At 43.0% G+C, this 12,731-nt stretch carries 13 protein-coding genes and 5 tRNA genes; all 18 read left to right on the forward strand.

What is annotated here, in order from left to right; all coding sequences use genetic code 11:
* The first annotated feature begins 135 nt into the window (after positions 1–135).
* A complete protein-coding gene (gene gspN, locus F887_RS16285; protein ID WP_005291335.1) occupies positions 136–879 on the forward strand; it encodes a type II secretion system protein N in 744 nt (247 codons plus the stop codon).
* Positions 879–1,718, forward strand: a complete 840-nt coding sequence (locus tag F887_RS16280) for a type II secretion system protein N (protein ID WP_005291338.1) — start codon at positions 879–881, stop codon at positions 1,716–1,718. The genes gspN and F887_RS16280 overlap by 1 nt, the downstream gene beginning before the upstream one ends.
* A gap of 41 nt (positions 1,719–1,759) precedes the next feature.
* Positions 1,760–4,021, forward strand: coding sequence for a type II secretion system secretin GspD (gene gspD / locus F887_RS16275; RefSeq protein WP_005291340.1), 2,262 nt, complete (start codon positions 1,760–1,762; stop codon positions 4,019–4,021).
* 63 nt (positions 4,022–4,084) lie between these two features.
* On the forward strand, positions 4,085–4,702 hold the full coding sequence (locus F887_RS16270; RefSeq protein WP_005291342.1) for an FHA domain-containing protein: 618 nt from the start codon (positions 4,085–4,087) through the stop codon (positions 4,700–4,702).
* 70 nt (positions 4,703–4,772) lie between these two features.
* Complete coding sequence (locus tag F887_RS16265; protein ID WP_005291344.1) at positions 4,773–5,438, forward strand: phosphoglycolate phosphatase; 666 nt, start codon at positions 4,773–4,775, stop codon at positions 5,436–5,438.
* Positions 5,439–5,547: 109 nt separating this feature from the next.
* Entirely contained in the window at positions 5,548–7,041 is a 1,494-nt protein-coding gene (gene trpE / locus F887_RS16260) for an anthranilate synthase component I (protein ID WP_005291346.1), read from the forward strand.
* 99 nt (positions 7,042–7,140) lie between these two features.
* Positions 7,141–7,216, forward strand: a tRNA-Thr gene (locus F887_RS16255).
* A 53-nt stretch (positions 7,217–7,269) separates the two neighbouring features.
* A tRNA-Tyr gene (locus F887_RS16250) sits at positions 7,270–7,353 on the forward strand.
* A 33-nt stretch (positions 7,354–7,386) separates the two neighbouring features.
* Positions 7,387–7,462, forward strand: a tRNA-Gly gene (locus F887_RS16245).
* An 11-nt stretch (positions 7,463–7,473) separates the two neighbouring features.
* Positions 7,474–7,548, forward strand: a tRNA-Thr gene (locus F887_RS16240).
* Between the two features lie 162 nt (positions 7,549–7,710).
* Complete coding sequence (gene tuf / locus F887_RS16235) at positions 7,711–8,901, forward strand: elongation factor Tu (protein WP_004802222.1); 1,191 nt, start codon at positions 7,711–7,713, stop codon at positions 8,899–8,901.
* A 56-nt stretch (positions 8,902–8,957) separates the two neighbouring features.
* Positions 8,958–9,033: transfer RNA gene (locus tag F887_RS16230), tRNA-Trp, on the forward strand.
* 76 nt (positions 9,034–9,109) lie between these two features.
* Positions 9,110–9,550, forward strand: coding sequence for a preprotein translocase subunit SecE (gene secE, locus F887_RS16225; RefSeq protein ID WP_005291348.1), 441 nt, complete (start codon positions 9,110–9,112; stop codon positions 9,548–9,550).
* A 7-nt stretch (positions 9,551–9,557) separates the two neighbouring features.
* On the forward strand, positions 9,558–10,091 hold the full coding sequence (gene nusG / locus F887_RS16220; protein WP_005154809.1) for a transcription termination/antitermination protein NusG: 534 nt from the start codon (positions 9,558–9,560) through the stop codon (positions 10,089–10,091).
* Positions 10,092–10,202: 111 nt separating this feature from the next.
* Positions 10,203–10,631, forward strand: coding sequence for a 50S ribosomal protein L11 (gene rplK / locus F887_RS16215; protein WP_005291350.1), 429 nt, complete (start codon positions 10,203–10,205; stop codon positions 10,629–10,631).
* Between the two features lie 3 nt (positions 10,632–10,634).
* Positions 10,635–11,330 (forward strand): 50S ribosomal protein L1, encoded by a 696-nt coding sequence (gene rplA / locus F887_RS16210; protein ID WP_004656290.1) that lies wholly within the window; start codon positions 10,635–10,637, stop codon positions 11,328–11,330.
* A 251-nt stretch (positions 11,331–11,581) separates the two neighbouring features.
* Positions 11,582–12,088, forward strand: a complete 507-nt coding sequence (gene rplJ, locus F887_RS16205; protein WP_005291352.1) for a 50S ribosomal protein L10 — start codon at positions 11,582–11,584, stop codon at positions 12,086–12,088.
* 48 nt (positions 12,089–12,136) lie between these two features.
* Positions 12,137–12,502 (forward strand): 50S ribosomal protein L7/L12, encoded by a 366-nt coding sequence (gene rplL, locus F887_RS16200; RefSeq protein WP_004802232.1) that lies wholly within the window; start codon positions 12,137–12,139, stop codon positions 12,500–12,502.
* The last annotated feature ends 229 nt before the right edge of the window (positions 12,503–12,731 follow it).

The following is a 12,731-nucleotide window of genomic DNA, read 5'->3' on the forward strand; positions in this document are numbered from 1 at the left end:
CTTTATTAAAAGCCAAGCTCAAAAAGCTTGGTTTTTTTATATGAGAGAATTGGCGATGTTGAAAAAGTATGCATAATGTCATTCAGGGGCGAGTGTCTCAAGAAGGATGATATTTGGCATGTTGGTAAGGGTGGAATGAAGAAAAATACCAAGCAATGGAGATGGTGGATTTTCGCCATTTTTGCATTTTTAATTTTTATTATTTTACAAATTCCAGCAACTTGGTTAATTGCGAAATTTTCAAAAGATAATCAAATATTACATAATGTCAGCGGCAATATATGGCAGGGGCAAGCAGATTGGCAGCGTGGGCAATTGCGTGGATCGGTTCATTGGAAAACACGTCCTCTCGATTTGTTGTTACTGCGTCTGGGCGCAAATCTCGATATTCATAGCGGTAATACCCAGTTCAATGGAATTTTTGCTTATGGTTTTGGCAAAAAAATCATGATCAAAGACCTGCAAGGCAAAATCTCGCCTGAAACATTAAAGTATTTTGCAAACTGGCAGTGGCCTGAAAATTCAATTCAATTGAAAGATGTGCAATTCAATTATCAAAAAGAAAAAGGCTTTAGCGCGACAGAAGGTCAACTCAATTGGGGCGGCGGTGAGTTGAGCTATACGTTTGGCCAACGACAGGACCGCATGAATATGCCTTCTTTGGCTGCTGAGCTGAAAGATGAAAACGGACAATTACAAATCGATGTTCGTGACCAACGTAGCCAGAAAATGGCAAATCTGAGTTTAGATGCAAGTCTGATGTTGGATGTGCAGTTAACCCAACGAATGTTGTTGAACATTCCATCCTATCAAGGTAAAGCTGGACTCGACACTTATGTGATTAGCTCGCGTCAACCGTTACTGCAAGGTGGTTTCTAATGAAAGCAATCACTCAAAAGTTGCAGCAACTGCGTTGGCAAAAAGTTGATAAGCTCAGTGGCTTGGTTTTAGCTTTATTGATTTTGTGGTTGTGCTGGAAATTGGCTTCCTTGTTTTGGTGGGTGCTTGCACCGCCTCAACCGATGCAGTTCGATCGGGTGGAGCTGGGTTCGCAACAAGCACAAGTGCCTAACATTAGTTCCTTTGCTTTATTTAATGAGCCTGCAGCAACGTCAGCTGATGATAATGTTAACTTGGAACTACAAGGTGTATTGTTGGGTCAACCAAATTACTTGTCCTCTGCGGTGATTAAGTTGAATGATACGGCTGAACGTTATCGTGTAGGAGAGACGGTTGGTTCGACTTCATATCAACTGGCAGAAGTGTATTGGGATCATGTGATTTTGAGACAAGGCAATGGCGCAACTCGAGAAGTAAAGTTTAAGGGTTTGGATAAAGGCTTATATCAACCCATTGCACCAGTATTGAACAGTAACAACAGTGTGCCGCCTGCAGCAGCTGCACCCACTCAGAACTCACCCCAATCCGCTTTAGGTCAGGCGATCCAGCAAATGCAGGATAACCGTGAACAGTACATGAAGAATATGGGGGTAAGTGGCGGTGGTTCAGATGGTTATGAAATATCAGATAAGACCCCATCGAATTTAAAAAATACCTTGGGTTTGCGCGCTGGCGATCGTATTCTATCGATCAATGGGCAGAGCGTCGGGCAGGGACTCAACGAAGTACAATTATTAGAGCAAGTACGTCGTGAAGGGCATGCCAAAATAGAAATAAAACGTGGTGATCAAGTGATGACCATACAACAAAGTTTTTAGTGATCACACGTCACCATATCAGTTAGGAATAAGTGCAGGTTATGGCTTTTTTAAATCATCAACGTCCACTTTGGGCATTACTTGCCGCAGCACCTTTGATTGCGACAGTCAGTACCCATGTGCAAGCACAAACATGGAAGATTAATCTACGTGATGCAGATTTAACGGCATTTATTAATGAAGTTGCAGATATTACAGGTAAGAACTTTGCGGTTGACCCTCGTGTACGCGGTAATGTAACGGTTATTTCCAATAAGCCGCTGAATAAAGATGAAGTATATGACCTATTTTTAGGTGTACTGAATGTCAATGGTGTGGTGGCGCTTCCTTCTGGAAATACGGTTAAACTTGTGCCTGATAGTAATGCCAAGAACTCAGGCATTCCCTATGACGCACGGAGTCGTGCTGGTGGTGATCAAATTGTAACGCGGGTCATCTGGCTGCAAAACACCAATCCTAATGATTTAATTCCAGCTTTACGCCCATTAATGCCGCAATTTGCGCATTTAGCAGCAGTTGCAGGAACCAATGCCTTAATCGTTTCTGATCGCGCAACCAATATTTATCAGCTTGAAAATATTGTGCGTAATTTGGATGGTACGGGTCAAAATGACATCGAGGCGATTAGTTTACAGTCGAGCCAAGCAGAAGAAGTGATTGGCTTGTTAGAAACGATGAGCGCAACAGGTGCCTCAAAAGATTTTATCGGTTCACGTGTTCGTATCATTGCAGATAATCGCACCAATCGAATTTTGATTAAGGGCGATCCTGATTCGCGTAAACGCTTACGTCAAATGATTGAAATGCTGGATGTGCCATCGGCAGACCGATTGGGTGGCTTAAAAGTTTTCCGTTTGAAGTATGCCAGCGCAAAAAACTTAGCTGAAATTTTACAAGGTTTGGTGACAGGCCAGTCAGCGTCATCTTCTTCATCGTCCTCGAATAGTAATAACAGATCAAATTCGATCAATAGTCTAATTTCCAATAATCAAAACTCAAGCTCATCAACAGGCTCATCGGTTTCTACACCTTCGATTAATTTAAATAGTAATTCAAATAATAGTCAAAATTCGGCAATTACCAGTTTTAATGGTGCAGGTATCAGTATTATTGCTGATCCAACTCAAAATGCCTTGGTGGTCAAAGCCGATCCGCAGTTGATGCGGGAAGTTGAAGCTGCCATTCAACAATTGGATATTCGTCGTCAACAAGTCTTGATTGAGGCCGCAATTATTGAAGTCTCAGGGGATGATGCAGATCAATTGGGAATTCAATGGGCATTGGGCGATTTAAGTAGTGGTGTAGGCTTGCTGAGCTTTAGTAATGTAGGCGCAAGTCTGGCATCCATTGCTGCAGGTTATGCTACAGGTGGCGCAAGCGGTGCAGCTGCAGCGATTGCTGGAGATGCCAATAAAGGGAATGGCGCGACGCTTGGGTTGGGCAATTTTGAAAACTCACGTAAAGCATATGGCGCACTGATACAGGCATTGAAAACCAACACCAAATCAAACTTCTTGTCTACACCTTCGATTGTCACCATGGACAATGAGGAAGCTTATATTGTCGTAGGTCAAAACGTTCCATTTGTCACGGGTTCGGTATCGACGGGAACGTCAGGTACAGTTAACCCTTATACAACGGTTGAACGTAAAGATGTGGGTGTTACCTTAAAAGTGATTCCGCATATTGGTGAAAATGGTACGGTTCGCCTCGAAGTTGAACAAGAGGTTTCGGATGTCCAGAACAATAAAGGTCAGGCAACAGATCTCGTGACCAATAAGCGTGCTATCAAAACAGCGGTGCTTGCTGAGCATGGGCAAACTGTCGTATTAGGTGGTTTGATCGCGGACAATACTTCATTGTCACGTCAAGGCGTTCCAGGGTTGAGTAGTATTCCATATCTTGGGCGTTTATTCCGTGCCGATGCGCGTAGTAATATCAAGCGTAATTTGTTGGTGTTTATACATCCTACAATTGTCGGGGATGCGGATGATGTGCGTCGCCTTTCTCAGCAACGTTATAATCAGCTTTATAGTTTGCAACTCTCCATGGATAAAAATGGTAATTTTGCAAAGCTCCCTGAAAATGTGGCAGATATTTATAATCCGCGCCCTGTGGTCCCTAACTCGCCCTATCAGAAAGTCCCCACTGCGACACAGAACAAAACAGTTGTGGTGACAACACCTGTTGCGGTTGAAGTGCCTCAAGTGCAACAAAAAACCGTACAACTGCCAGTTAAAGAAACGGAACGTAGTAAAAATACTGTGACCACCACCACAATTCGCCCTGTGTCTTCACAGTAGAAGCACAGAAGCGCTTATGTCACAATGTTATGATTGCAAGAAATTATATAAGGATATGCATCTATGACTTGGAAATTACAAGCCATTACAGGTGAATTTACGGGGCAAGAACTGAATATCGAGCGCGACATGTTGGTGGGTAGACACCAAGATGCCGATATTTTGTTGCAATCAGCAGATATTTCACGTCGTCATGCCGCTTTGTTGTTGAAAGATCAGCAGCTTTGGGTGCAAGACCTCAATTCGTCAAATGGTACCTTCATTAATGATGCGCGTGTCGAGCAAGAAACCGAATTGCACGATGGTGATATTTTACAGTTCGCAAGTTTTGTCTTCTCTGTGCTTGCACCGGCAGCAACTGATGCTGAATTACCTGAAATCGAAATTGAACCTGTGACCTCGAATACACATGATCAAGGTATGCCAAGTATTGCGGAACGTGCAGTTGAAACACCAATCACGCGCGATGGTATGCCGCAACAGGTCTCGATTCCAAAACCAGCGCCTATTCCTGAAGGGGTAAGTGTTCAGGCTGTACCTGAGCCACAACCTGTTGCGATTGATGAACCAGTTTCGCGTGTCGCTCAGGAAAAAGAGCAACAAAAGAATGCTTCTGTTGGTTTGATTTCGATTATCGTACTGATCATTTTAGCCGTGATTGCCTGGCTGTTCTTTAAATAATCGGGTGAAGCTTCTACAATCAAGGCATGCCCACGTTGGTATGCCTTTTTCATTTCTTGGGTCGAAATATATGTCTGTTGCTCAGTTACAAAACCGTAGTTTGGTGTTATTTGATCTGGATGGGACACTGGTCGATTCCGCTGCTGATTTATATCGGGCGATGAACCTGAGTTTGCAGAAACTGGGTTTGGCGACCGTAACCGAAGCGCAAGTTCGAGTTTGGGTTGGAAAAGGTGCAGCTAAACTGTGTGAGGCTGTGCTGGAACATTTGTTTGGACAAGTAGAAGCCCAGCAGCAAGAACAACTTCTCAGTACATTTGTTGAGGTCTACGCTCAGGAACTCTGTGTAAATACCCAAGTGTATGAGGGTGTTTTGCCATTTCTGGATTATTGTCAAACCCATAATATTACGATGGCATGTGTCACCAATAAGCCTGAGCATTTGGCGAAAGGGATACTGGATATTCTGCAATTGAGTCCATATTTCAAAATTGTGATTGGTGGTGATAGTTTGCCTGAACGGAAACCACATCCACTACCGCTGCTGCATTGTGTGGAGCTGGAAGGCACATCTATAGCCGAAACCTTAATGATTGGTGACTCAAGTAATGATGTGGAGGCGGCAAGACGTGCAGGTATTGATTGTATTGTGGTCAGCTATGGCTATAATCATGGAGAAAGTATCTATGACTGCCAACCCCAGCAAGTGGTCGATCGTTTGGCAGAATTAGTTTAAAAGATTCAATAAGGAGATAGGCATGAAGATTGTTATGGTTTTTCGATGGCGGGCTTGAAATAGCACTAAAGAAAAAACGCACAGAAATTAAAAACCATAGAGATGATTCATGACCACTTTAGTACAATTTGAGCAATTAAAATCAGCAGGCTATAACACTGTTCCTGTGTATCGCCAACGTTTAGCGGATACTGAAACGCCACTTTCAGTTTTTGCACGTTTTAAACACCACAAACAAGCTTATCTATTTGAGTCTGTCGAAGGTGGGGAAAACTGGGCGCGCTACTCCATGATTGGTTTAGGTGAGTCTACTGTTTTTTCCTGCAATGCAGGCGTACTCACCATTCAGCACGCAGATGGTGCCGTGACTCAGCAAGATTGCACTGATCCATTTCAATATATTCGAGAGTTTCAAAGCCAATTCAAGGTGCCTACGCAGATAGAATTACCCGATTTACCTAATTTTACTGGTGGTTTAGTGGGTTATTTGGGCTATGACGCTGTGCGGTATATTGAACCAAAACTGAAAAATGTACCGACTGCCGATCCTGTGACGCTGCCTGATCTGTGGTTAATGCTGTCTCAAACAGTGATCGTTTTTGATAATTTGAAAGATACCTTATTTTTAATTCATCATGCCGATGCGAGTCAGCCTGATGCTTATCACAAGGCTCAGCAGAAGCTAGATCAACTTGAACAATTACTGGCGACACCTGTCAGCCTACAAGCAAAACCACATACTGCGCCACATTTTGAATCGATTACAGGAAAGGAAAAATTTCTAGAAACGGTGGAGAAGGTGAAGGAATACATCCGTGCAGGCGATGTGATGCAGGTTGTGCCTGGTCAACGTATGGTATCTGACTTTGATGGTGAAGCTTTGCAGGTGTATCGTGCGCTACGTCATTTAAATCCATCGCCGTATTTGTTTTTGGTGCAAGGCCAAACTCTAGGTGATAAAAAACCATTTCATATTGTCGGTTCATCACCAGAAATCTTATCTCGTCTGGAAAATGGGATTGCGACGGTGCGTCCATTAGCGGGGACGCGACCACGTGGTAAAACCAAAGAAGAAGATCTTGCTTTGGAACAAGATTTGCTCACAGATGAAAAAGAGATTGCCGAACATCTCATGTTGATTGATCTAGGCCGTAATGATGTGGGGCGTGTCTCTAAAATCGGGAAAGTACAAGTCACTGATCGTATGGTGATCGAGCGCTATTCGCATGTGATGCATATTGTCTCCAATGTGCAAGGTGAAGTTCGTGATGATGTCGATGCTTTAGATGTTTTTAAAGCGACATTCCCAGCAGGGACACTTTCAGGTGCACCAAAAATTCGTGCCATGGAAATTATTGATGAAGTTGAACCCGTAAAACGTGGTGTATTTGGTGGAGCTGTTGGATATTTAGGCTGGCATGGTGAAATGGACATGTCAATTGCGATCCGTACCTGCGTTATTCGTGATAAAAAAGTCTATGTACAGGCTGGAGCGGGGCTGGTTGCGGACTCAAATCCTGAGTCTGAGTGGAATGAAACCCAAATAAAAGCTCGCGCAGTGATCAAAGCGGTTGAATTATCGTCAAACGGATTGATTTTATGAGTTTTTAGCGATTTTTTTGAAAAAAGCACTTGCATCGATTCAGAGTTTTGCTAAACTGCACACCGTTCCGATACGAAACGTACGAAACACTAAGAAAGAGCCGGCATAGCTCAGTTGGTAGAGCAACTGACTTGTAATCAGTAGGTCCACAGTTCGAATCCGTGTGCCGGCACCATCTTAAAAGTGTGGTAGTATAGTGTAAAGAACAGCACTGTGTAAGTGTGATATGGTGAGATTCCCGAGCGGCCAAAGGGGGCAGACTGTAACTCTGCTACGAAAGTTTCGAAGGTTCGAATCCTTCTCTCACCACCATCTAACTTCGATAGAAGTGGTAAATACCAATATGCGGGAGTAACTCAGTTGGTAGAGTGGCAGCCTTCCAAGCTGCATGTCGCGAGTTCGACCCTCGTCTCCCGCTCCATCGAAGATGTCGCTCTTATAGCTCAGTGGTAGAGCACTCCCTTGGTAAGGGAGAGGTCTCGAGTTCAAATCTCGATAAGAGCTCCAGATATAAAACTTAGTAGAATTTCTACAGATTTTAAAGAAGCAGGCTATTATAGTCTGCTTTTCAAGTATTGGGTGTCTAGTTTTTTAGGCGATTGTCGATAAGTAAGGTTTTTCAGGGTTGTTTTTCTCTAAACTTGTGTCGACGTAAACGAGGAGAATCAAATGGCTAAGGCTAAGTTTGAACGTAATAAACCACACGTAAACGTGGGTACAATTGGTCACGTTGACCATGGTAAAACAACTTTAACTGCTGCAATTGCAACGATCTGTGCAAAAACTTACGGCGGTGAAGCGAAAGATTACTCACAAATCGACTCAGCTCCTGAAGAAAAAGCACGTGGTATTACAATTAATACTTCACACGTAGAATACGATTCTCCAATCCGTCACTACGCTCACGTAGACTGCCCGGGCCACGCCGATTATGTTAAAAACATGATTACTGGTGCTGCTCAGATGGACGGCGCGATCCTTGTATGTGCTGCGACTGATGGTCCAATGCCACAAACTCGTGAACACATCCTTCTTTCACGTCAGGTTGGTGTACCTTACATCATCGTATTCTTGAACAAGTGTGACCTTGTTGATGATGAAGAATTACTTGAATTAGTAGAAATGGAAGTTCGTGAACTTCTTTCTACTTATGACTTCCCAGGTGATGATACTCCAATCATCCGTGGTTCAGCGCTTCAAGCATTAAACGGTAACGACGGTCCTTATGGCGAGAAAGCTGTAATCGATTTAGTTGCTGCACTTGATTCTTACATTCCAGAGCCAGAACGTGCTATCGATAAAGCATTCTTGATGCCAATCGAAGACGTATTCTCTATCTCAGGCCGTGGTACAGTAGTAACTGGTCGTGTAGAAGCTGGTATCGTAAAAGTTGGTGAAGAAGTTGAAATCGTAGGTATCAAAGATACGGTTAAGACAACTGTAACTGGCGTAGAAATGTTCCGTAAATTGCTTGACGAAGGTCGTGCAGGCGAGAACTGTGGTGTTCTTCTTCGTGGTACTAAGCGTGAAGATGTACAACGTGGTCAAGTACTTGCTAAACCAGGTACAATCAAGCCGCACACTAAATTCGATGCAGAAGTATACGTACTTTCTAAAGAAGAAGGTGGTCGTCATACTCCATTCCTTAACGGTTACCGTCCACAGTTCTACTTCCGTACAACTGACGTAACTGGCGCGATCAAATTGCAAGATGGCGTAGAAATGGTAATGCCTGGTGACAACGTTGAGATGTCAGTAGAATTAATTCACCCGATCGCAATGGACCCAGGTCTACGTTTTGCGATCCGTGAAGGTGGTCGTACTGTAGGTGCTGGTGTTGTTGCTAAAGTAACTGCATAAGCCCAATACCGTGTGTTACACTCAAATCGAAAGCTCCGGCTTTCGATTTGTACGTTAGGTCAGTAGTTCAATTGGTAGAGCGTCGGTCTCCAAAACCGAATGTTGGGGGTTCGAGTCCCTCCTGGCCTGCCACTTTTTTTTAATAAAAAAGCTTAATTCTGGCTAAGTTGTCATATAATAAGTCGCGAATTCTACGACGAGTAAAAAAATGTCGAATGATAAATCGCGTGACGCATTAAGCGACGCGCCAATCCCTCAAAGAAATAATGTTGCAGAAGTTGTAAGTTCTGGTTCACCGCTAGATGTTGTCTTGTGGTTGATTGCTATAGCTTTATTGGTCGGTTCAGCATTGGTAAACCAGCATTTACCTGCCTATTGGGCACCAGCAAATGATATTTGGGTGCGTGTTGGGGTGATTTTGGCTTGTATCGTAGTCGCTTTAGGTTTATTATACGCCACCCATCAAGGCAAAGGCTTTGTGCGTTTATTACAAGATGCGCGAATTGAACTGCGTCGAGTGACCTGGCCAACAAAACAAGAGACGCTCACGACATCGTGGCAAGTTCTTTTGGTTGTACTTGTTGCATCATTGGTTTTATGGTGTTTCGACTACGGCTTAGGTTGGTTTATTAAGTTAATTATTGGGTAAGAACGCGATGAAACGTTGGTATATTATTCATGCCTATTCAGGCTTTGAAAAACAAGTGATGCGTTCGCTTAATGATCGAATTCAGCGTAGTACTGTTGCTGAAAGCTTTGGTGAAGTCCTTGTCCCTACTGAAGAAGTAGTGGAAATGAAGGATGGTAAGAAGCGTAAGTCTGAACGTAAATTCTTTCCTGGCTATGTGTTAGTCGAAATGGAAATGAATGATGATACTTGGCATATCGTAAAAGAGTGTCCAAAGGTTCTAGGTTTTATTGGTGGTACACCAGAGAAACCAGCTCCGATTTCACAACGTGAAGCTGATGCGATCCTTGCCCGTGTACGCAATACAGGTGAAGCACCTCGTCCTAAGACGATGTTTGAACCAGGCGAAGAATTGCTCGTTATAGATGGTCCGTTCACAGACTTTAAAGGGGTCGTGGAGGAAGTACTATACGAAAAGTCACGTTTAACGTTGACGATTAATGTATTTAATCGACCAACTCAGGTTGAACTCGAGTTTCGACAAGTCGAAAAAACAGTTTAATCTGAATAGGTTGAGAAGCGCCCGATTTGATCGGGCATTGTTGTTCTAACACTTCGGTGTTGTTTAATTTTTGGGGAGCCTAACGGCGTCTGTACCCAGAGGTAATTTTCAATGGCTAAGAAGATTGACGGCTATATCAAGCTGCAAGTCCCAGCTGGTAAAGCAAATCCATCTCCACCAATTGGTCCTGCTTTAGGTCAACGTGGTGTAAACATCATGGCATTCTGTAAAGAATTCAATGCTGCTACACAAAAACTTGAAGTTGGTTTGCCAATTCCTGTCGTGATCACTGTGTACAACGATAAGTCGTTCACTTTCATCATGAAAACTCCACCTGCATCTATTCTTCTTAAGAAAGCTGCTGGTATTCAAAAGGGTTCTTCTATACCGAACAAAACTAAAGTTGGTAAGTTGACTCGTGCTCAGTTAGAAGAAATTGCGACTACTAAAGAACCAGACTTAACTGGTGCTGATTTAGACGCTCGTGTTCGTACCATCGCTGGTTCTGCACGTTCTATGGGCTTGGAAGTGGAGCTATAAGACATGGCAAAGTTAACTAAACGTCAGAAAGCCATTGCTGCTGCTGTTGAAGCAAACAAAGTTTATACTTTGGAAGAAGCAGTACAAGTTCTTAACAGCCTTCCAGCTGCGAAGTTCAAAGAATCTTTAGATATCGCTGTAAATCTTGGTGTAGACCCACGTAAATCTGATCAGGTTGTTCGTGGTGCTACAACTTTACCTGCGGGTACTGGTAAAACTGTACGTGTTGCAGTATTTGCTCAAGGTGCTGCTGCAGAAGCTGCGAAAGCTGCTGGTGCTGATATCGTTGGTTTTGATGACCTTGCTGAAAGCATTCAAGGTGGAAACCTTGATTTCGACGTCGTGATTGCTGCTCCTGATGCAATGCGCGTTGTTGGTAAGCTTGGTACAATTCTTGGTCCACGTGGCTTAATGCCAAACCCTAAAGTGGGTACAGTAACTCCTGATGTTGCTAACGCGGTTAAGAATGCTAAATCTGGTCAAGCACGTTACCGTGTAGACAAAGCGGGTATCATCCACGCTGCGATCGGCCAACTTGGCTTTAGCGAAGAAGCTGTACGTCAAAACGTTGAAACTTTAATTGCAGACTTGAAAAAGTTAAAGCCTGCAACTTCTAAAGGTGTATACGTTAAAAAGATCACTTTGAGCTCTACGATGGGTCCTGGTTTGATCGTTGACGTAAGCAACGTTTCTAAGTAATTAGAAAGAATTTTGAAGCCTTAGATTTTTTCGTTGAAAAAATCTAAGCAAACTTTGAATTGATAAATGAATGTTTATCAGCGTCAAAGACCTCAGGCGAAGTGATTCTTTTTAGAAGATCTTCTTAATAATCCAGTCTGAGTAGACGCGGTGGTGTGATTTGTTGCTCCTCCGCGTGTAAGTCTGAATAAGGCTTACGAATTGGGAGTGTGCTCGTATGAGTGCATAAATCACCGTTAGGAGGTTTTACAATGGCTCTTCTTATCGAAGGCAAAAAACAGATCGTTGCTGAAGTAAGTGAAATTGCTTCTACAGCGTTCGCTGCCGTTGTTGCTGACTACCAAGGTTTAACCGTTGAGCAATTAACTGCTCTTCGTGTTGAAGCTCGTAAACTAGGTGTTGCTACACGTGTTGTACGTAATACTTTAGCTAAGCGCGCTCTTCAAGATACGCCATTCGCTATCTTGAATGATGACCTTGTTGGTCCAACAATCTTAGCATTCTCAACTTCTGAAGATGACATGGGTGCAGCTGCACGCTTGTTCGAAGAATTTGCTAAAACTAATAAAGCATTTGAATTAAAGGCTGCTGCATTTGAAGGCAAACTTTATCAAGGTGCTGACGTTAGCGTTATCGCGAATCTTCCGAACCAAGAAAAAGCGCTTACTATGCTTGCCTCTGTTCTTCAAGCTCCTATTTCGAAATTGGGTCGCTTACTTACAGCGCTTCAAGAGAAAAACGGGTCAGAAGCTGCTTAAGCTTAAATCTACTTTCACACCATTCAATATCCATTTGGAGTTACTCTCATGGCTTTAACAAACGAAGAAATCTTAAACGCAGTTGCTGAAAAAACTGTTCTTGAGCTTGTTGAACTTATTTCTGCTTTCGAAGAAAAATTCAACGTATCTGCTGCTGCTGTAGCTGTTGCTGCTGGTCCAGCTGCTGCTGCTGTTGAAGAACAAACTGAATTCAACGTAGAGTTGACTTCTTTCGGTGCTAACAAAGTTGCTGTAATTAAAGCAGTTCGTGAAGCTACTGGCCTTGGTCTTAAAGAAGCTAAAGATCTTGTTGAAGGCGCTCCTGCTGTTCTTAAGGAAGGCGTTTCTAAAGAAGAAGGCGAAGAGCTTAAGAAGAAGCTTGAAGAAGCTGGTGCTACAGTTACACTTAAGTAATTCTGTAGGGAGTCGATTTTTTGAAAATCGGCTCCAAAAAATGGCTGATGGCTCTTGGGTCATCAGCCTTTTTGCGTTACAATAATCGGCTCGTTTTTTGTTAGTTTTGCGTTTTTTGCGCATAAAATTCAAACAAACAACATAATATCAAACGCTTACCAATATTTTTTTGCTTATAAAAATATTGTTAAGCGTTTTAATACCACTAAAAATTGCAGCATTTGTAAAC

Source organism: Acinetobacter sp. NIPH 2100 (assembly GCF_000369805.1).
GTDB lineage: Bacteria > Pseudomonadota > Gammaproteobacteria > Pseudomonadales > Moraxellaceae > Acinetobacter.

Coding starts and splice junctions, on each gene's coding strand:
- gspN (WP_005291335.1), top strand. CDS start 136: ATGAAGAAAAATACCAAGCAATGGAGATGGTGGATTTTCGCCATTTTT.
- F887_RS16280 (WP_005291338.1), top strand. CDS start 879: ATGAAAGCAATCACTCAAAAGTTGCAGCAACTGCGTTGGCAAAAAGTT.
- gspD (WP_005291340.1), top strand. CDS start 1,760: ATGGCTTTTTTAAATCATCAACGTCCACTTTGGGCATTACTTGCCGCA.
- F887_RS16270 (WP_005291342.1), top strand. CDS start 4,085: ATGACTTGGAAATTACAAGCCATTACAGGTGAATTTACGGGGCAAGAA.
- F887_RS16265 (WP_005291344.1), top strand. CDS start 4,773: ATGTCTGTTGCTCAGTTACAAAACCGTAGTTTGGTGTTATTTGATCTG.
- trpE (WP_005291346.1), top strand. CDS start 5,548: ATGACCACTTTAGTACAATTTGAGCAATTAAAATCAGCAGGCTATAAC.
- tuf (WP_004802222.1), top strand. CDS start 7,711: ATGGCTAAGGCTAAGTTTGAACGTAATAAACCACACGTAAACGTGGGT.
- secE (WP_005291348.1), top strand. CDS start 9,110: ATGTCGAATGATAAATCGCGTGACGCATTAAGCGACGCGCCAATCCCT.
- nusG (WP_005154809.1), top strand. CDS start 9,558: ATGAAACGTTGGTATATTATTCATGCCTATTCAGGCTTTGAAAAACAA.
- rplK (WP_005291350.1), top strand. CDS start 10,203: ATGGCTAAGAAGATTGACGGCTATATCAAGCTGCAAGTCCCAGCTGGT.
- rplA (WP_004656290.1), top strand. CDS start 10,635: ATGGCAAAGTTAACTAAACGTCAGAAAGCCATTGCTGCTGCTGTTGAA.
- rplJ (WP_005291352.1), top strand. CDS start 11,582: ATGGCTCTTCTTATCGAAGGCAAAAAACAGATCGTTGCTGAAGTAAGT.
- rplL (WP_004802232.1), top strand. CDS start 12,137: ATGGCTTTAACAAACGAAGAAATCTTAAACGCAGTTGCTGAAAAAACT.